We start from the raw sequence: 18,064 nt of genomic DNA, 5'->3' as shown, positions 1-18,064 counted from the left end.
TTCTGCCATGATCTCCTCTCTGCGCGGCATCGTGCTGTCCGCGACCTCGGATTCCGTCGTCATCGAGGTCGGCGGGGTCGGATTCTTCGTGGCCGTGCCCGGCGACGTCGCGCACACGGCCAGGGTCGGGCACGAGCTGCGGCTGCACACGTCGCTCATCGTGCGGGAGGACGCACTGTCGCTCTACGGGTTCGCGGACGCCACCGAGCTCGAGGTGTTCGGCCATCTGCTCGGGGTGACCGGCGTGGGCCCGAAGTCCGCACTCGGGGTGCTCTCGCATCTCTCGGTCGATCAGATCGCCGCGGCGGTGGCCGCCGACGACGACGCGCCGTTCCGCCGTGTCTCCGGGATCGGCCCGAAGACCGCCAAGCTCATCGTCGTGCAGCTGGCCGGCAAGCTGCAGGCGCCGGTCGCGACCGCTGCGACGACATCGATCCCCGACGAGATCAGCACGCAGCTCGTGGCCGCGCTCATCGGCCTTGGCTGGACCGAGCGCGTCGCCGCGGATGCCGCCGAGCGCAGCGTCGCCGACGCGAGCGAGACCGAGCGCGGATCCGTCGCGCTGCTGCTGCGGCGCACCCTCGCCACGCTCGGACCCGCAGCGGCCGCGCAGGGAGGCGCCCGTGGCTGAGTTCCAGGACTCCGGCGAGGTCGTCGACGAGGTCGAACTCGCGATCGAGGGCGCCCTGCGCCCCACGAGCCTGGACGAGTTCGTCGGCCAGCACAAGGTGCGCGGGCAGATGAAGCTGCTGCTCGAGGCCGCCCGGATCCAGGAGCGTCCGGCCGATCACATCCTGCTCTCCGGGCCTCCCGGGCTCGGCAAGACGACGCTCGCGATGATCGTCGCGCACGAGAGCAAGCGGCCGCTGCGCATGTCCAGCGGCCCGGCGATCCAGCACGCCGGCGACCTCGCCGCGCTGCTGTCCAGCCTCACGTCCGGCGAGGTCCTCTTCATCGACGAGATCCACCGGATGGCGCGCTCTGCGGAAGAGATGCTGTACCTCGCGATGGAGGACTTCCGGATCGACATCATGGTCGGAAAGGGAGCCGGGGCGACCAGCATCCCGCTCGACCTCGCCCCGTTCACGCTCGTCGGCGCCACCACGCGATCCGGCCTGTTGCCCAATCCGCTGCGCGACCGTTTCGGGTTCACCGCGCACCTGGAGTACTACGAGCCCGACGAGCTGGAGCGCGTCGTCGAGCGCTCCGCGATCGTGCTCGGAGTGACCGTCCCCGCGATCGCCCGGGCGGAGATCGCACGGCGCTCCCGGGGCACGCCCCGCATCGCGAACCGCCTCCTGCGGCGCGTGCGCGACTATGCGCTCGTGCACGGCGGCGGATCCTCGGCCTCCGTCGAGGACGTCCGCGCTGCGCTCGAGCTCTACGACGTCGACCGGATCGGACTCGACCGGCTGGACAGGGCGGTGCTGGACGCGATCGTGCGCCGGTTCCGCGGCGGACCGGTCGGGCTCAGCACGCTCGCCGTCTCGGTCGGCGAGGAGCCGGACACCATCGAGAGCGTCGTCGAACCGTATCTCGTCCGCATCGGCTTCCTGGGGCGCACCCCGCGCGGCCGGATCGCGATGCCGGAGGCCTACGCCCACCTCGGCGCGTCGCACCCCGAGGGGTCGGCGCTCTTCGATGACCTATAATCGCTGAAGACTTCCACCATCCCCTTTTTTCGCGCGCCATCGGTGGCGCGCACGCCCGAAAGGCCCTGTTCCCGAATGAACATCATGACCTTCTTCTCGCAGTACGGGCTCTTCTTCGTCCTCGCGATCCTCCTCGTCTTCATGGTGTTCAGCACCCGTCGGCGCAACAAGCGCATGAAGGAGGAGCAGGAGCAGAAGGCTCGCGAGACCGTCGCCGGTGCCCGCGTGCTCATGCAGGGCGGCCTGTACGGCACGATCGTCGAGTTCGACCCCGACAACCTCGACCGTCCGGCCCGCGTGGAGATCGCGCCCGGCGTGATCATCGAGGTGCACTCCCAGGCGATCCTGCGCGTCGTGAACGAGGACCAGGACGCGACGGCCGCGGAGTCCGCAGCGGCCGAGGCGCACACGCCTCTCGACGACCAGACCCCGCTCGACGAGCGCCCCGCCAAGGACGGCGACGTCCGCATCGAGTCCGCCGAGGAGACCCGCGCCCGCCTGGAGCGCGAGGCGGACGACAAGAACTGACGCGCTCCCGCGCACGTAGAAAGCCCGCTCTCCTAGAAAGCGAAGAACCTTCGTGGCATCTTCTTCCCCCGTCAAGCACGCCTGGCGGGTCCTGCTCGGCCTGCTCGTCATCGTGGCGGTGCTCTTCGGCCTGAACGCCGTCGGCGTCTACGGCTTCGGCAAGAGCTCCTGGACGCCCTCGCTCGCCCTCGACCTGCAGGGCGGCACGCAGATCATCCTGAGCGCGCAGACCGCCGACGGCAAGGACCCGAGCGCGGACCAGCTCGACCAGGCCGCGCAGATCATCCGTCAGCGCGTGGACGCCTCCGGGGTCGGCGAGTCCGACATCACCACCGAGGGCGGACGCAACATCGTGGTGCAGATCGCGGGCAAGGCCGACCAGGCCACCCGGGAGCGCATCCAGGCGAGCGCGAAGATGGAGCTGCGCGCGGTGCTCGCAGCCACCAACCCGGCCACCTCGTTCGTGGGCGGCGACGGCAAGTCCACTCCGTATCCGACGCCTGCGCCCGACCTCGCCTCCACCCCCACGGCGTCGCCGACGGACGGCAGCGACCTGTCCTGGATCACGCCGAAGCTGCAGGCGGAGTTCCTCGCCTACGACTGCAAGACCAAGCGCGACGCCGCCAAGCTGCCCGCCGACCAGCCGCTCATCGCGTGCGACAGCAGCGGTCAGGCGAAGTACCTGCTCGGGCCCGTCGAGCTGGACGGCACGTCGATCACCGACGCGCAGGCCGGCATGAACCAGCAGAACGGCCAGTGGGAGGTCAACCTGACCTTCAACGGGAAGGGCACCGACGCGTTCGGCAAGGTCAGCCAGCGCCTCTACGCCTTCACGCAGCAGAACCAGACGCCGCGCAACCAGTTCGCGTTCGTCCTCGACGGCTCCGTCATCTCCGCCCCGTCGATGAACGGCATCATCCTGGACGGCCGTCCGTCGATCAGCGGATCCTTCACCCAGGAGAGCTCGAAGAGCCTCGCCGACCAGCTCAAGTTCGGCGCCCTGCCGATCAGCTTCACGGTGCAGAGCTCGGACACCATCTCCGCCACGCTCGGATCGCAGCAGCTGCAGATCGGCCTCATCGCCGGCCTCATCGGCCTGGGCCTCGTCGCGCTCTACTCTCTGCTCAGCTACCGGGCGCTCGGCTTCGTGATCGTCGCCTCGATCGCAGTGATGGCGGTGCTCACCTACGTGATCATCTGCATCCTCGGCTGGCGGATGGGCTTCCGCCTGTCGCTCGCCGGCGTCGCGGGCCTGATCGTGTCGATCGGTTTCACCGCGGACTCGTTCATCGTCTATTTCGAACGCATCAGGGACGAGCTGCGCGACGGCAAGTCGATCACCGGCGCGGTCGAGGACGGCTGGGCGCGTGCCAAGCGCACGATCTACATCTCCAAGTCCATCAACGTGCTCGCCGCCGTGGTGCTGTACATCCTGGCCGACGCCACGGTGAAGGGCTTCGCGTTCACGCTCGGTCTCACCACTCTCATCGACGTGGGGATCTTCGTGATCTTCACGCACCCGGTGATGCAGCTGCTCGCCCGCACGCGCTTCTTCGGCGACGGGCACCCGCTGTCCGGCATGGACCCGGAGGCGCTCGGCGCGGTCTACCGCACGCGCACCGAGTACCGCGAGGTCGCTCCGGCATCGCAGGGCAAGGCGGCCAGGGCGAGCCGTTCCCGCGGCGAAGCGGAGCGCCGCCAGACCATCGCCGAGCGCAAGCGGGCGGAGGCTCTCGCCGCCGCCGACACGGGCGCGGGGCGCTCCGGGAACGAGGGGAACGACTGATGCGCTCCATGAACGAGTTCGGCAACGACCTCTACTCCGGCAAGACCTCCTTCCCGTTCGTCGGCAGGCGGCGGATCTGGTTCGTCATCGCGATCCTGCTCGTCATCGGATCCGCGCTCGTGCCGCTGCTGCGGCCCGTGCAGTTCTCGATCGAGTTCACCGGCGGCTCGCAGTTCACGGTCGAGTCGCCCGCGAACCGCGACCAGAGCATCGCGACGACGGCCGTGCACGCGGTCACTCCTTCCGTCACCACCAAGGTCACCACGGTCAGCAATCGCGACATCCGCGTGCAGACCGCGCAGATGTCGAACGACCAGACCACGCAGGTCGCCGCGGCGCTGGCGAAGGCCTACGACGTCCCGACCGACAAGGTGAACACCTCGTTCATCGGCCCGAGCTGGGGCGAGAACGTCACCCGCCAGTCGCTGTGGGGCCTCGCGATCTTCCTCGCCCTCACGTTCCTCATCCTGGCGTTCTACTTCCGCACCTGGAAGATGTCGGCCGCGGCCATCCTCGGCCTGCTGGACGTGCTGATCATCACGATCGGCGTGTACGCGCTGGCCGGCTTCGAGATCTCCCCGGCCGCCGTGATCGGCTTCCTGACGATCCTGGCGTATTCGCTGTACGACACCACGGTCGTGTTCGACAAGATCCGCGAGAACACCACCGAGGAGGGCGCGAAGTCCTCCCGGACGTTCGGCGAGTCCGTAAACCTCGCGGTCAACCAGACCCTGGTGCGCTCGATCAACACCGCGATCATCGCGGCGCTGCCGGTCGGCGCGATCCTGTTCATCGGCGCGTTCTGGCTCGGTGCGCAGACGCTGACCGACATCTCGCTGTCGATCTTCGTCGGGATCATCGTGGCCACCTACTCGACGCTGTTCGTGGCGGCGCCGCTCTACTCGCTGTTCCGCGAGAACGAGGCGACGATCAAAGATCACGACAAGCGCGTGCTCGGGGCCCGTTCCCGTGCCACGGTCGTCGCGGTGGAGGTCTGATCCCTCGATGCGTCCCGGCGTCCTCTCCGCGCGTAGGATGATCAGCCGGGAGGTCGGATGAGCGAGGCCGGTACGGCTCAAGGCTCGAGTCTGCGCAGGCTCGTGCCGCGGATCTTCTCGCGCGCGCCGAGGATCAACGACCTCGACAACCTGATCCGCACCGTCCGCCAGAACCATCCGCGCGGCGACCTCGCGATCATCGAGCGCGCCTACGCGGTCGCGGCCGAGAAGCACCAGGGCCAGAAGCGGCAGAGCGGCGAGCCGTACATCACGCACCCGCTCGCGGTGGCGCAGATCCTCGCCGATCTCGGACTCGGACCGCGGGCGATCGCCGCCGCCCTCCTGCACGACACCGTCGAGGACACCGGCTACGCGCTCACGGACCTCACCGCCACGTTCGGCGACGAGGTCGCGATGCTCGTGGACGGCGTCACCAAGCTCGACAAGGTCAAGTACGGCGACAGCGCGCAGGCCGAGACGGTCCGCAAGATGATCGTGGCGATGTCGAAGGACATCCGCGTGCTCATCATCAAGCTCGCCGACCGGTTGCACAACGCCCGCACCTGGGGCTTCGTCCCTCCCGCGAAGGCGGCCAAGAAGGCGACCGAGACGCTCGAGATCTACGCGCCGCTCGCGCACCGGCTCGGAATCCAGGCGATCAAGTCCGAGCTCGAGGACCTCTCCTTCGCCGTGCTGCACCCGAAGATCTACGCGGAGATCGACAGCCTGATCAAGCAGCGCACCCCGCAGCGCGAGAAGTACATCCGCGAGGTCGTCGACGCCGTCGAGACCGACCTGCGCGACCTGCGCGTGCGCGGCAAGGTCGCCGGTCGTCCCAAGCAGCTCTACTCCGTCTACCAGAAGATGGTCGTGCGCGGCCGCGAGTTCGACGACATCTACGACCTGATCGGGATCCGCGTGCTGGTCGGGACGGTCCGCGACTGCTACGCGGTGCTGGGCGCGATCCACGCCCGCTGGACGCCGCTGCCGGGCCGGTTCAAGGACTACATCGCGACCCCGAAGTTCAACCTCTACCAGTCGCTGCACACGACCGTGATCGGCCCCGGCGGCCGCACCGTCGAGATCCAGATCCGCACGCACGAGATGCATCAGCAGGCGGAGTTCGGCGTCGCCGCGCACTGGATGTACAAGGAGCGGATGAACGGCGGCGCGAAGGCGTCCACCACGGACGCCGACATGACCTGGCTCGCGCACATCTCCGACTGGCAGGCCGAGACGGCGGACCCGAGCGAGTTCCTCGACTCGCTGCGGTTCGAGATCGGCGCCAAGGAGGTCTACGTCTTCACGCCGAAGGGCCGGGTGATCGGGCTGCCCTTCGGCGCCACGCCGGTCGACTTCGCGTATGCGGTGCACACCGAGATCGGCCACCGCACCATGGGCGCCAAGGTGAACGGGCGCCTGGTGCCGTTGGAGACCACGCTGAACAGCGGCGACGTGGTCGAGGTGTTCACGTCGAAGAACCCCGACGCCGGGCCCAGCCAGGACTGGCTGACGTTCGTGAAGAGCACCCGGGCGCGGAACAAGATCCGCGGCTGGTTCACGAAGGAGCGCCGCGAGGAGGCGATCGAGCAGGGCAAGGAGGCGATCGCCCGCGCGATGCGCCGGCAGAACCTGCCGCTGCAGCGCCTGATGAATCAGGAGTCGTTCACGGAGGTCGCGCACCAGCTGCGCTACGAGGACGTCTCGGCGCTGTACGCGGCGGTCGGCGAGGGACACGTGTCCACGCAGTCCGTGCTGGAGAAGGTCAGCGCGCTGATCTCCACGGCAGAGGACACGACGACCGGCGCGATCGACATCCCGCAGCACGGTCGCAGCCGGATCCCGCGCGAGGGCGACTCCGGCGTGCTGGTCCGTGGCGCGGCCGACATCCTGGTCAAGCTCGCGAAGTGCTGCACGCCGGTCCCGGGCGACGAGATCGTCGGCTTCGTGACGCGGGGGAGCGGCGTGTCCGTGCACCGTTCGGACTGCGTGAACGTGAAGGCGCTCTCGGCCGAGAAGGATCGCATGGTCGAGGTCGAGTGGGCGCCGACCGCGCGGAGCGTGTTCCTGGTGCAGATCCAGGTCGAGGCGCTGGATCGCGGCGGGCTGCTGTCCGACGTGACGCGCGTGCTCAGCGAGCATCACGTGAACATCCTCTCGGCGACCGTGCAGACCACCTCCGACCGCCTGGCGCTCAGCCGCTTCGTGTTCGAGATGGGCGACACGGTGCACCTGGATCGGGTGCTCAACGCGGTCCGCCGCATCGACGCCGTCTACGACGTCTACCGCGTGACCTCGTCCTGATCTCTCGTCGGCTCGGGGTACGCGGCCAGTCGCGCCAGGAACCGCTCGGCGCGCTGGTGGCCGGGCCCGCGAGGGATCGCGGACAGGCGTGCGGTCGCGCGCGCGACGAGCGCGGGATCGGTGCGGGCGAGTGCGCGGGCCCAGACTTCGCGCTCCGGCACCGTGGCCGGCCACCGGACGAGGTCGATCAGGGTCCGCTCCGGCGTGACGACCGCGAGTCCGGCGATGCGCCGCACGTCCTGGCGATCCAGACCCGGATCGTGCACCAGCAGCCGCAGCGTGGGAGAGCTGCGCAGCCGCCGCCCGGTCGAGCTCTGCAGCTCGTGCAGCCGGGGCGGAGCGTCCCCGGCGCCGTGGATCCACGCGGCGCTCATCCCGGCGAACGCGGCGTCGGGGAGGCCGTGCAGGAGCGGGGCGAGTGAGGCGATGCGCAGTGCGGCCGTCTCGACGAGGTCGGCCGGAGCGTACGCCTCGCCCAGCTCGACCACGTCACCGTCGATGCGCGCCGCGCTCAGCTCGGCCGGGGAGAGCCGGTCGCCGGGCAGATGCAGGAACGCGGGGTGCATCCGCCCAGTCTGCGTGACACGGCACAGGGCGGGGATCCGAGGATCCCCGCCCTGTGGACAACTCCGGCTCGGCTCAGCCCTCGAGCGCGCTCAGCCAGGCGCGGCGGGCCTCAAGGGCCTCGGTCGCCTGCTTCAGCGCCTTCGCGTCGCCGGACTTCTCGGCGGCGTCGCGCTCGGCCTCGAGCTTCTCGATGGCCTGCAGCAGCTGCTCGCTCATCGCCCCGGCCCTGGCCTTGGTCTCCGGGTTGTTGCGCTTCCAGTCGACGTCCTCACGCGACTTCAGCTCCTGCTCGATCGCGCGCAGCCGGTCGTCGAGCGCCCGCTCCTTCTCGCGCGGGAAGATGCGGCCGACGTCGTCCCACTGCCGCTGGATCCGGGTGAGCAGCGCACGCGCCTTCGCGAGGTTGGGCTCGTCGGCGACGGCCTTGGCCTCTTCGAGCAGGGCGGTGCGGGCCTCGATGCGCGGCGCGGACTCGGCCTCGGTGGCCGCGGCCTGCTCGGCGCGGGCCGAGTACAGCGCGTCTCCCGCCGCCTTGAACCGGGCCCAGAGCGCGTCGTCGGCCTTGCGTCCGGCGCGGCCGGCGGCCTTCCACTCGTCCAGCAGCCCGCGGTAGGCGGGGATGCCGTCCACGCCCTTCGGCGCGAGCGCCTCGGCGCGCTCGACCAGCCGGGTCTTGCGGTCGCGGGCGGCCTTGTGCGTCTCGTCGAGCTCGGCGTAGAACGCGCGGCGCTGACGGTCCACCGTGGCACGGGCATCGCGGAACCGCTTCCAGAGCTGGTTGGCCGTGCCCTTGGGGAGACGGGGGCCGTTCTGCTGGTGACTCTGCCACGCGTCGAACAGCGCGCTCATCTCCTCGGTGACCTTCTTCCACTGCACCGAGGAGAGGTCCTGCGCGGCGATCGCCTCGGAGCGCTCCACCAGGGCGGTGCGTTCGGCGATCGCGGCGTCGACGGCGGCCTTCGCCTCGGCGGCCTCTGCTGCGGAGGCGTCGGCGAGCGACGCGGTGAGGGCGTCGAGCCGGGCGCGGAGGCCGATGAGGTCTCCCACCGCGGCGGCTCCGGTGACCTCGGAGACGAGGTGCCCGGCCTGCTTGGCGAGGTCGCCGGCGGTGGCGCCGCCGCTCTGCGCGCGCTGCTCGAGCGTGTTCACCTTGAACGCGAGGTCGTCGTACTTGCGGGCGAAGTAGGCGAGCGCCTCGGCGGGGGTGCCGTCCGGGTACTCGCCGACGACGCGCCATTCGTCGCCCTCGCGCACCGACACGGTGCCGTCCTCCTCGACGCGGCCCCACTCGGAGGCGTCGCTTGTGCTCACCGGGGCCGGCGCGGCCGGGGCCGACGGCACGACGGGGCGGATCGGCGATGCCGGCGGCCGCGGCATGGCCGGCGGCCGGGGCGCGGGCGCCGCAGGAGCTGGCGCGGGGGACGGCTTCGGTGCGTCCGGCGCGGGCTCCGAGGCGGCCGGGGCGGGCTCGTCCGGTGCGTCCGGCGCGGGCTCCGAGGCGGCCGGGGCGGGCTCGTCCGGTGCGTTCGACGCGGGCTCCTGAGCGGTCGGGGCGTGCTCGTCCGCGGGGGTGGGCTCGTCCGCAGACGTGGACTCCGGTGCGTCCGCGGGGGCGGGCTCCTCCGCGGGGGCGGGCTCGTCCGCAGACGTGGACTCCGGCGCGTCCGCGGTGGGCGCCTCGTCCGTCGCGGCGGACTCCTCCGGTGCGGTCGCTGTGGGTTCCGAGTCGACCCCAGCAGACTCCGCGGCGGCCGTCGGTTCGGAGCCGGTGGCGGGCTCCACGCCGTTCGCGGGCTCGGGGGTGTTCGTGGACTCGGTGTTGTTCGGCTCTGAGGCAGACACGGTGAACTCCTTGCGCGGACGGGCCGCGGGAGGCGGAAAGGACAGGGCTCAGCCTAGTACGACAGGCCGGAGAGCGAGAGGAGAGGGAGCGGTGCTCAGCCCGCCGGGGTCGTCGCGGTCGGCTGCGGCGCCGGGGACACCTGGGGTGCGGACGAACCGCTCGGGGAGGGCTTCGGCGCGGGCGCTGTCACCTGGGCGTGCACGACCTGGCTCACGATCGCGGCGATCACGATCACGGATCCTGCGACGATCGCGATGGTGTTGTCGCGCACCCGCCGCCGCACGGTGCCGTGGTGCCAGTCCCGGCGCGCCTGGTGCAGACGGGCGCGCTCCTGCTCGAGGCGAGCACGCTGTTCACGAGTGTTCGTCGGGCGGCGACCGGCCATGGATCCTCCTGGAGTCGGGGAACGAGCCTACCGTGAGCGGACGGGCGATCCGCGGCATCAGCGCCCCGATCGACCTGTATCGACGCGTCTCGCGGGCGGCCCGATGTCGGCGCTCGCAGATAGCCTGGTTCGCATGACTCCCGCCGCGCCGCTGATGTCCGGCCAGACGCCGCTCGCCGTGCGGATGCGGCCGATCGCGCTCGACGAGGTCGCGGGACAGCAGCATCTGCTGCGCCCGGGATCGCCCATCGTGAGCCTGGCGGATCCGGCGACGAAGATCGCGGCGAGCGTGTCGATGATCCTCTGGGGGCCGCCGGGGACGGGCAAGACCACGCTGGCGCAGGCGATCGCACGGTCCTCTGGTCGTCGCTTCGTCGAGCTCTCCGCGGTCACCGCCGGCGTCAAGGACGTCCGCGAGGTCATGCAGGAGGCGCTGACCCAGCGGGATCTGTACGGCCAGTCGACGATCCTGTTCCTCGACGAGATCCACCGCTTCACGAAGGCGCAGCAGGACGCACTCCTGCCCGGGGTGGAGAACGGCTGGGTGATCCTGATCGCGGCGACCACCGAGAACCCGTCGTTCTCGGTGATCTCGCCGCTGCTGTCCCGTTCCCTGCTGCTCACGCTCCAGCCGCTCACCGACGACGACATCGGGATGCTCATCGATCGGGCTGTCGCCGACCCGCGCGGGCTGAACGGCGGGGTGACCCTCGAGGACGCGGCGCGAGCGGCGCTGATCCGGCTCGCCTCGGGCGATGCCCGCCGTGCGCTCACGGGGCTGGAGGCGGCTGCGGCGGTGGCCGGCGCCCCCGAGCGCGCGGCCGAGGGGGCGACCCCCGTCGTCACCGACGACGACGTCGCGCAGGCGGTCGACCGCGCCCTGCTCCGCTATGACCGCCAGGGCGACGAGCACTACGACGTCATCAGCGCCTTCATCAAGTCGATCCGCGGTTCCGACGTGGATGCCGCCGTGCACTACCTCGCCCGGATGATCGAGGCGGGGGAGGACCCGCGCTTCATCGCGCGCCGGCTGGTGATCTCGGCATCCGAAGACATCGGTCTCGCCGATCCGCAGGCGCTCGTGATCGCCGTCGCGGCCGCCGACGCCGTCGCGTTCATCGGCATGCCGGAGGGGCGGATCCCGCTCGCCGAGGCGACCGTCTACCTCGCGACGACCGCGAAGTCCAACGCCGCGTACCTGGCCATCGACGCGGCCATCGCCGACGTGCGCTCGGGCGGTTTCGGGCGCGTGCCGGTGCACCTGCGCGACGCGCACTACCCGGGGGCGAAGCGTCTCGGCCACGGCAAGGGCTACCGCTATCCGCATGACAACGACGCCGGGATCGTGCCGCAGCAGTACCTCCCCGACGAGCTGCGCGGACGCCGCTACTACCAGCCCAAGGCGCTGGGCGGGGAGCGCGAAGTGCAGGCGCGACTGGAGCGGATCCGGCGGATCCTGGGGGAGGGGTAGCGCCTCAGCCGAGGCTCACCTGGCGCACCACGCGCCAGGTGTACACGCGGTCATCCCGTCCCAGTTCGATCAGGGAGAGCCGCGGATGCGCCACCACGACCTCCTCCGCGTGCCACTGCCGCACCGTCGCCGCCACGGCGTGCGGATCCGTCTCGCCGGAGAAGTAGGCCAGGGTCACGTGCGGCTGGAACGGCGAGTCGCCGCCGACCTCCCTGATGCGGCCGACCTCGTCCAGCTGGATCGCGCGGAGGTCGTCGAGCCACGCGGCCGGCGCGGTCGCGATGCCGACGCCCTGCGGGTATACGAAGGCCCGCGGGAACCGCAACGGCTCCGGGGCGAGCTGCGACGCCCGGGCGAACACCCCGTCCGCGCACGCCTCGAGCGCGTCCGCGGCGACGTCGGTCGTGAACCCGACCCCGGTCATGGTCAGGTGCAGCCATTCGACGGGGACGGGATCGACCGCGGGCAACACGCGCAACGACGGTGCGAGCGCGCCGGCCGCGTCGTGGAGTACGTCGGCGTCCTCGAACGTGAGGTGGAACGTGAGATACCGCGCCCCGGGGGCCCAGCCGGGTCGCCACCACCAGTGGTCGCGTGTCCGCTCGACGTCTTCTCCGGTGACCTGCATGGAGCCGACCCTAGCGAACGGCGCCCGCCCGCGACCGCGCCGGGATCTCAGGCGGGATCTGTTAGCATGGACCGGCTCGAAACCGTGTTTTCGGGCATCTCTCCACTCCTGAATCACCCTCCCGTCCGCCCCGGCGTGCGTTCGTGAGGGGCGGAATCGAGACGATACGTCCGCGAGCCGTGACCGACACGGCCGCGTATCGAAAGGAACACTTCGTGGTCACGAAGTCCCAGGACCGCCGCAAGGTCCGTCTGTCCCGTGCCCTCGGCATCGCCCTCACCCCGAAGGCTGCCAAGTACCTCGAGAAGCGTCCCTACGCTCCGGGCGAGCACGGCCGCACCAAGCGCAAGCAGGACAGCGACTACGCCGTCCGCCTGCGCGAGAAGCAGCGTCTGCGCGAGCAGTACGGCATCCGCGAGAAGCAGCTGGTCATCCAGTTCAACGAGGCCCGTCGCAAGGACGGCCTGACCGGTGAGAACCTCGTCGAGCAGCTCGAGATGCGCCTGGACGCGCTCGTCGTCCGCGCCGGTTTCGCGCGGACCACCGCGCAGGCCCGTCAGCTCGTCGTGCACCGTCACATCCTCGTCGACGGCCAGCTCGTCGACCGCCCGTCCTTCCGCGTGAAGCCGGGTCAGCTCATCCACGTCAAGCCCAAGAGCGAGGGCCTCGAGCCCTTCCAGGTGGCGGCCGCCGGCGGTCACGCCGAGGTCCTGCCGAACGTTCCCGGCTACCTCGAGGTCGAGCTCGACAAGCTCCAGGCCCGCCTGGTCCGCCGCCCGAAGCGCGCCGAGGTCCCCGTGACCTGCGACGTGCAGCTGGTCGTCGAGTACTACGCGGCTCGCTGAGTCAGCGCTGCGTGGTCCGCTCTCCGAGCGGACACGACAAGGAGGCGTCGGGGGTTCCCCGGCGCCTCCTCGGCGTTTGCGCATACGATGGAACTCGCCGCGTCCTGCGGCCCGAGGCGGAGGTGGTGGCGTGAAGAGCCTGGCATGGTTCCTGATCGGCGTGATCGGCGGGTTCGTCGCCGCGCACTTCATGGACAAGGACCCCCGCGGGCACGACCTCCTCGCCGAGGTGGACAACCGGATCGACGAGTTCACCGGCATCCTCGGCGACGCGTTCCGCGCGCAGGAGGCCCGTCTCACGCGGGACAGCGCCGCCGACTGACGCGGCTCTCCGTCCCACGAACCCGAATCTCGCGCCTTCGCGCGCGCCCCACAGCAAGGACCCCTCGACGAGCATGAAGACCGCGGAGATCGCGCAGCGCTACCTGAGCTACTTCGAGAAGAACGATCACGTGATCGTCCCCTCGGCGTCGCTGGTCAGCGACGACCCCTCGCTGCTGTTCACCGTGGCCGGCATGGTGCCGTTCATCCCGTACCTGACCGGCGTCGTCCCCGCGCCGCATCCGCGCATCGCGGACGTGCAGAAGTGCATCCGCACGAACGACATCGAAGAGGTCGGCAAGACCGCCCGGCACGGCACGTTCTTCCAGATGCTCGGCAACTGGTCGTTCGGCGACTACTTCAAGGAGGGCGCGATCCGCTACGCCTGGGAGCTGCTCACCGGCTCCGAGGGCGACGGCGGGCTCGGCTTCGACGAGAAGGACCTGTGGGTCACCGTCTACGAGACCGACGATGAGGCCGAGGCGATCTGGCGCGACGTCATCGGCCTGAAGCCGGAGCGGATCCAGCGTCTGGGACGCGCGGACAACTACTGGAACACCGGCCAGCCCGGCCCCGGCGGCCCCGACTCCGAGATCTTCTTCGACCGCGGCCCTGCCTACGGCAAGGACGGCGGTCCGGCCGTCGACGACTCCCGGTTCCTGGAGATCTGGAACCTCGTGTTCATGCAGGACTTCATCGACAACGTGCAGGGCAAGGTCGACTTCGACATCGTCGGCGAGCTGCCGATGAAGAACATCGACACCGGCATGGGTCTGGAGCGCGTCGCCTTCCTCAAGCAGGGCGTCGAGAACATGTACGAGACCGACCAGGTCCGCCCGGTGCTCGACCGGGCCGTGGAACTGTCCGGCCGCACCTACGGTGCCGAGCACGCCGACGACGTGCGCTTCCGCGTCGTCGCCGACCACGTGCGCTCCTCGCTCATGCTGCTCTCCGACGGCGTGCGGCCGTCCAACGAGGGCCGCGGTTACATCCTGCGCCGCCTGATGCGCCGTACCGTCCGCTCGATGCGCCTGCTGGGCGTCGACGAGCCGGTGTTCCCCGAGCTGTTCCAAGCCTCCAAGGACGCCATGAAAGCGGCCTACCCCGTCCTCGAGCAGGACTGGGGCCAGCTGTCCGCCGCCGCCTTCGCGGAGGAGGAGACCTTCCGCCGCACGCTCGACGCCGGATCCACGATCCTCGACCTCGCGCTGGACCAGACCAAGAAGACCGGATCCGCGACGCTGAACGGGTCGGAGGCGTTCCTGCTGCACGACACCTACGGGTTCCCGATCGACCTCACCCTGGAGATCGCCGAGGAGGCCGGCCTCAGCGTCGACCGTGCCGCGTTCGACACGCTCATGCAGGAGCAGCGCTCCCGCGCCAAGGCCGACGCCAAGAGCCGCAAGCGCCAGCTCGCGGACGTCTCGGTCTACAGCCGACTGCGCGCGCTCGGCGAGACCGCATTCCTCGGCTACGACGAGCTGGAGACGTCCTCGAAGGTCCTCGGGATCCTGGTCGACGGCCAGCCCGCCGCCAGCGCCGCCGAGGGACAGGTCGCCGAGGTCGTGCTCGCCGAGACCACGCTGTACGCCGAATCCGGCGGCCAGGTCGCCGACAAGGGCGTCATCACCGGACCCGGCTATTCGCTCGAGGTGCTGGACGTGCAGCGTCCCGTTCCCGGGCTGATCAGCCACACCGTCGAGGTCACCGCCGGCGCCGTCTCGGTGGACGCGCCGGCCACGACGACCGTGGACGCGGCCAACCGCCGCGCCGCCCGCCAGGCGCACTCCGCGACCCACCTCGTGCATGCGGCGCTCCGGGACACCCTCGGCAAGACGGCCACCCAGGCCGGATCCTTGAACCGGGCCGGCTACCTGCGCTTCGACTTCTCCTGGGGCCAGGCGCTCTCGGCCGACACCCGCACCGAGATCGAGGAGATCGCGAACCGCGCCGTGCAGGACGGCCTCGAGGTCACCACCCGGATCATGTCGCTGGACGACGCGAAGGCGGCCGGGGCGATGGCCCTGTTCGGCGAGAAGTACGGCTCGACCGTGCGCATGGTCGACATCGGCGGACCCTGGTCGCGCGAACTCTGCGCGGGCACGCACGTGTCCTCGAGCGCCGAGATCGGCCTCATCAATCTCGTCGGCGAGTCGTCGGTGGGCGCATCGAACCGGCGCGTGGAGGCGCTCGTCGGCCAGGACGCGTTCCGCGAGTTCGCGGCCGAGCGCGCCCTCGTGTCGCAGCTCACCTCGTCGCTGAAGGCTCCGCGCGAGCAGCTCGCCGAGCGCGTCGCGGACCTCGCCGCGCAGCTCAAGGCCGCCGAGAAGCGCATCGCCCAGTTCGAGGCGGCCAAGCGTGCCGGCCGGGTCCCGGCGATCGCGCAGACCGCGACCTCCCTGGGGGCCCTCCAGTTCGTCGCGCACGACCTGGGCGCGGTCGGCGGGGCCGACGAGGTGCGCGAGATCGCCACCGGCGTGCGCGACACGTTCGGCGGCACCCCCGCCGTCTCCGCGGTCGCCGGCGTCGCGAACGGCCGCCCGATGGTGGTCATCGCGACCAACGACGCCGCGCGCGCGGCAGGGGTGAAGGCCGGCGCGCTCGCGAAGATCGCCGCGGGCGTGCTCGGCGGCGGAGGGGGCGGACGCGATGACGTCGCCCAGGGCGGCGGGTCGAACGTGGCGGCTCTCCCGGCGGCGTTCACGGCGATCGAGCAGGAGCTGCGTCGCGCGTGACCGGTTTCCGGCGGGGAGTGCGGCTCGGCATCGACGTCGGCCGGGCGCGGATCGGCGTCGCCCGGTCCGACCCGGACGGCATGCTCGCCGTCCCGGTCGAGACCGTGCCGCGCGATGAGGGATCCGTGCCCCGGATCGCCCAGCTCGCCGCCGAGTACGAACCCGTCGAGATCCTGGTCGGACTGCCGATCAACATGCGCGGCGAGGACACCGCGTCCACGGCGGACGCCCGCCGCTTCGCACGGGCGCTCGGCGTCGCGTGCGCCGTTCCGATCCGGCTGATCGACGAGCGGCTGAGCACGGTGACCGCGCACCAGGCGCTGCGCGCCTCCGGACGCACCCAGCGGAACTCCCGCGGCGTGGTGGACCAGGCCGCCGCGGTCGTGCTGCTGCAGCATGCGATCGACACCGAGAAGAACACCGGCGCTCCTGCGGGGTCCGCCCTGATTCTCGACCAGGAGGACCTCTGACATGTCCGACCGCGAAGAGCCGTCCGTCCCCGTGGCCTCGTCCCGGCCGGAACAGCCGGACCTGTTCCAGGCGCTGCCGGACCCGCAGGTCGAGGTGCCGCGCGCGCCCGAGCCGACCGCGGCGCCGGGATCCCGCCGGGCTGCGCGCGAAGCCGCGCGGAAGGCTGCGCGCTCGTCCGGGGCCGGCACGCCCTCCGCTCCCGAATCCGCGGCTCCCGAGGCGGCGGCTCCCGAGGCGGCGGCAGCGGAAGCCTCCCGGCCCGCGGACGTCGAACCGGCGGACGCCGCCAAGCGTGCCGCGGACGCGGACGGCCGAGTGGCATCACGGGAAGACGTCCCGGCCATCCCGTCCGTCGTGGCGGAGCCCGCTCCGGAACCCGAGCACCACGACGAGGCCCACTCCACGCTGGAGGCGCTGTTCCGCCACGGGCACGACCACAACGCCCCGGCGAAGCCGAAGCGCAGGAGGCGCGGCTGCCTGGTGGCGCTGATCATCGTGTTCGTGCTGATCGGCGGCCTGGCCGCCGGTGGCCTCTGGGTGTGGAACACCTACGGCGCCCAGATCAGCGAGACGATGGGCTGGGGCCCGTCGAAGGACTACGAGGCCGGGCAGGCCACCGGCCAGACGCTCGTCACGATCGCCAAGGGCGACGGCGGCGAGCAGATCTCGAACGCCCTCTACCAGTCGGGCGTGACGAAGACGAAGGACGTGTTCTACGACATGCTCGTCAAGAGCGGCTCGGCGGACACGTTCTACCCCGGCGTGTACCGGCTGCAGACCAAGATGACCGCGGCCGCGGCGCTCAAGGCGCTGAACGACCCGAAGAACAAGCTGCAGAACTCGGCGGTGATCCCGGAGGGGTACACGGTCGCGCAGACGATCGAGAAGATCGCCAAGAGCGTCGACGTGCCTCTCGCCGATCTGCAGGCCGCGGTGAAGAACCCCGCCGACTACGGCGTGTCCGCGCCGTCGCTCGAGGGCTGGCTGTTCCCGGCGCTGTACGAGTTCCCGCCCGGCGCGACCGCGAAGGACGTCGTGTCCACGCTCGTCAAGCGCACCAGGGACTCGTTGGCCACGGCGGGCGTGCCGGCCGCGGACGAGGAGCGCGTGCTCACGATCGCCTCGATCGTCCAGCGCGAGGCGCGGGCCGAGGCCGACTTCTACAAGGTGTCCCGGGTCATCTCGAACCGCCTGGACCAGGGCATGAAGCTGCAGATGGACTCGACCGCGCAGTACGGCTACGGCGAACTGCACAGCGGCAGCGCGAGCACCTCGGACGCCGCGCAGAACGACGACAACCCGTGGAACACGTATGTGATCGACGGGCTGCCGAAGACCCCGATCGCCAACCCCGGCGACAAGGCCATCGACGCAGCGATGCACCCCACGCCGGGCCCGTGGCTGTACTTCGTGACCGTGAACCTGGACACCGGCGAGACCGTGTTCTCCAGCACGTACGCGGAGCACGAGGCGGCGGTCAAGCAGTGGCAGGACTGGTGCAAGGCGAACCCGGACTCGGGATGCTGACCC

16 protein-coding genes are annotated in these 18,064 nt (G+C 70.8%); 12 read left to right on the top strand and 4 right to left on the bottom strand.

Annotated features, from left to right (window positions below):
• The first annotated feature begins 7 nt into the window (after positions 1-7).
• The 6 genes from ruvA (at position 8) to ACTJJZ_RS06405 (ending at position 7,268) form a co-directional block, all read left to right on the top strand.
• Complete coding sequence (ruvA, locus tag ACTJJZ_RS06430; RefSeq protein WP_440720347.1) at positions 8-631, top strand: Holliday junction branch migration protein RuvA; 624 nt, start codon at positions 8-10, stop codon at positions 629-631.
• A complete protein-coding gene (gene ruvB, locus ACTJJZ_RS06425; RefSeq protein WP_440720346.1) occupies positions 624-1,652 on the top strand; it encodes a Holliday junction branch migration DNA helicase RuvB in 1,029 nt (342 codons plus the stop codon). The genes ruvA and ruvB overlap by 8 nt, the downstream gene beginning before the upstream one ends.
• Positions 1,653-1,736: 84 nt before the next feature.
• Positions 1,737-2,180 (top strand): preprotein translocase subunit YajC, encoded by a 444-nt coding sequence (locus tag ACTJJZ_RS06420; RefSeq protein WP_440720345.1) that lies wholly within the window; start codon positions 1,737-1,739, stop codon positions 2,178-2,180.
• A 52-nt stretch (positions 2,181-2,232) separates the two neighbouring features.
• On the top strand, positions 2,233-3,966 hold the full coding sequence (gene secD / locus ACTJJZ_RS06415; protein WP_440720344.1) for a protein translocase subunit SecD: 1,734 nt from the start codon (positions 2,233-2,235) through the stop codon (positions 3,964-3,966).
• Positions 3,966-4,964, top strand: coding sequence for a protein translocase subunit SecF (gene secF, locus ACTJJZ_RS06410; protein ID WP_440720343.1), 999 nt, complete (start codon positions 3,966-3,968; stop codon positions 4,962-4,964). The genes secD and secF overlap by 1 nt, the downstream gene beginning before the upstream one ends.
• A 57-nt stretch (positions 4,965-5,021) precedes the next feature.
• Complete coding sequence (locus ACTJJZ_RS06405; protein WP_440720342.1) at positions 5,022-7,268, top strand: RelA/SpoT family protein; 2,247 nt, start codon at positions 5,022-5,024, stop codon at positions 7,266-7,268.
• On the opposite strand, the gene ACTJJZ_RS06400 is transcribed toward ACTJJZ_RS06405, so the two are convergent.
• The 3 genes from ACTJJZ_RS06400 to ACTJJZ_RS06390 all read right to left on the bottom strand — a co-directional run bounded on the left by ACTJJZ_RS06400 (position 7,247) and on the right by ACTJJZ_RS06390 (position 10,063).
• Positions 7,247-7,834 carry an SAM-dependent methyltransferase gene (locus ACTJJZ_RS06400; RefSeq protein WP_440720341.1) on the bottom strand — a complete coding sequence of 196 codons (588 nt, stop codon included), beginning with the start codon at positions 7,832-7,834 and terminating at the stop codon, positions 7,247-7,249. The genes ACTJJZ_RS06405 and ACTJJZ_RS06400 overlap by 22 nt on opposite strands.
• 73 nt (positions 7,835-7,907) lie before the next feature.
• Positions 7,908-9,677 carry a DUF349 domain-containing protein gene (locus ACTJJZ_RS06395; RefSeq protein ID WP_440720340.1) on the bottom strand — a complete coding sequence of 590 codons (1,770 nt, stop codon included), beginning with the start codon at positions 9,675-9,677 and terminating at the stop codon, positions 7,908-7,910.
• A 95-nt stretch (positions 9,678-9,772) separates the two neighbouring features.
• Entirely contained in the window at positions 9,773-10,063 is a 291-nt protein-coding gene (locus ACTJJZ_RS06390) for a hypothetical protein (RefSeq protein WP_440720339.1), read from the bottom strand.
• Positions 10,064-10,196: 133 nt separating this feature from the next.
• Between ACTJJZ_RS06390 and ACTJJZ_RS06385 the strand changes: the two genes are divergently transcribed.
• Positions 10,197-11,534, top strand: coding sequence for a replication-associated recombination protein A (locus ACTJJZ_RS06385; protein WP_440720338.1), 1,338 nt, complete (start codon positions 10,197-10,199; stop codon positions 11,532-11,534).
• A gap of 4 nt (positions 11,535-11,538) precedes the next feature.
• Here ACTJJZ_RS06385 and ACTJJZ_RS06380 read toward each other — a convergent pair whose 3' ends face one another.
• Positions 11,539-12,162: a 2'-5' RNA ligase family protein gene (locus ACTJJZ_RS06380; protein ID WP_440720337.1), complete on the bottom strand. Its 624-nt coding sequence runs from the start codon at positions 12,160-12,162 to the stop codon at positions 11,539-11,541.
• Between the two features lie 215 nt (positions 12,163-12,377).
• Here ACTJJZ_RS06380 and rpsD point away from each other — a divergent pair, with 215 nt between their 5' ends.
• The 5 genes from rpsD (at position 12,378) to mltG (ending at position 18,061) form a co-directional block, all read left to right on the top strand.
• Positions 12,378-13,007: a 30S ribosomal protein S4 gene (rpsD, locus tag ACTJJZ_RS06375; protein ID WP_440720336.1), complete on the top strand. Its 630-nt coding sequence runs from the start codon at positions 12,378-12,380 to the stop codon at positions 13,005-13,007.
• Positions 13,008-13,137: 130 nt separating this feature from the next.
• Positions 13,138-13,329, top strand: coding sequence for a hypothetical protein (locus ACTJJZ_RS06370; RefSeq protein WP_440720335.1), 192 nt, complete (start codon positions 13,138-13,140; stop codon positions 13,327-13,329).
• Between the two features lie 73 nt (positions 13,330-13,402).
• Complete coding sequence (gene alaS / locus ACTJJZ_RS06365) at positions 13,403-16,063, top strand: alanine--tRNA ligase (protein ID WP_440720334.1); 2,661 nt, start codon at positions 13,403-13,405, stop codon at positions 16,061-16,063.
• Positions 16,060-16,533: a Holliday junction resolvase RuvX gene (ruvX, locus tag ACTJJZ_RS06360; protein WP_440720333.1), complete on the top strand. Its 474-nt coding sequence runs from the start codon at positions 16,060-16,062 to the stop codon at positions 16,531-16,533. Before alaS ends, ruvX begins: the two co-directional genes overlap by 4 nt.
• Before the next feature lies 1 nt (position 16,534).
• Positions 16,535-18,061, top strand: coding sequence for an endolytic transglycosylase MltG (gene mltG / locus ACTJJZ_RS06355; protein ID WP_440720332.1), 1,527 nt, complete (start codon positions 16,535-16,537; stop codon positions 18,059-18,061).
• Positions 18,062-18,064 lie beyond the last annotated feature (3 nt).

This window comes from Microbacterium sp. 22242, from assembly GCF_052045495.1.
Classification (GTDB): domain Bacteria; phylum Actinomycetota; class Actinomycetes; order Actinomycetales; family Microbacteriaceae; genus Microbacterium.
The sequence above is the reverse complement of the archived record's forward strand: the minus strand, read 5'-3'. Positions and strand labels throughout refer to the sequence as shown.

Excerpts from the sequence above, each read along its gene's own strand:
- ACTJJZ_RS06400 (WP_440720341.1), bottom strand. The coding sequence starts at position 7,834 with ATGCACCCCGCGTTCCTGCATCTGCCCGGCGACCGGCTCTCCCCGGCC.
- alaS (WP_440720334.1), top strand. The coding sequence starts at position 13,403 with ATGAAGACCGCGGAGATCGCGCAGCGCTACCTGAGCTACTTCGAGAAG.
- ACTJJZ_RS06390 (WP_440720339.1), bottom strand. The coding sequence starts at position 10,063 with ATGGCCGGTCGCCGCCCGACGAACACTCGTGAACAGCGTGCTCGCCTC.
- ACTJJZ_RS06420 (WP_440720345.1), top strand. The coding sequence starts at position 1,737 with ATGACCTTCTTCTCGCAGTACGGGCTCTTCTTCGTCCTCGCGATCCTC.
- mltG (WP_440720332.1), top strand. The coding sequence starts at position 16,535 with ATGTCCGACCGCGAAGAGCCGTCCGTCCCCGTGGCCTCGTCCCGGCCG.
- ruvA (WP_440720347.1), top strand. The coding sequence starts at position 8 with ATGATCTCCTCTCTGCGCGGCATCGTGCTGTCCGCGACCTCGGATTCC.
- secF (WP_440720343.1), top strand. The coding sequence starts at position 3,966 with ATGCGCTCCATGAACGAGTTCGGCAACGACCTCTACTCCGGCAAGACC.
- ACTJJZ_RS06385 (WP_440720338.1), top strand. The coding sequence starts at position 10,197 with ATGACTCCCGCCGCGCCGCTGATGTCCGGCCAGACGCCGCTCGCCGTG.
- ACTJJZ_RS06405 (WP_440720342.1), top strand. The coding sequence starts at position 5,022 with ATGAGCGAGGCCGGTACGGCTCAAGGCTCGAGTCTGCGCAGGCTCGTG.
- ACTJJZ_RS06380 (WP_440720337.1), bottom strand. The coding sequence starts at position 12,162 with ATGCAGGTCACCGGAGAAGACGTCGAGCGGACACGCGACCACTGGTGG.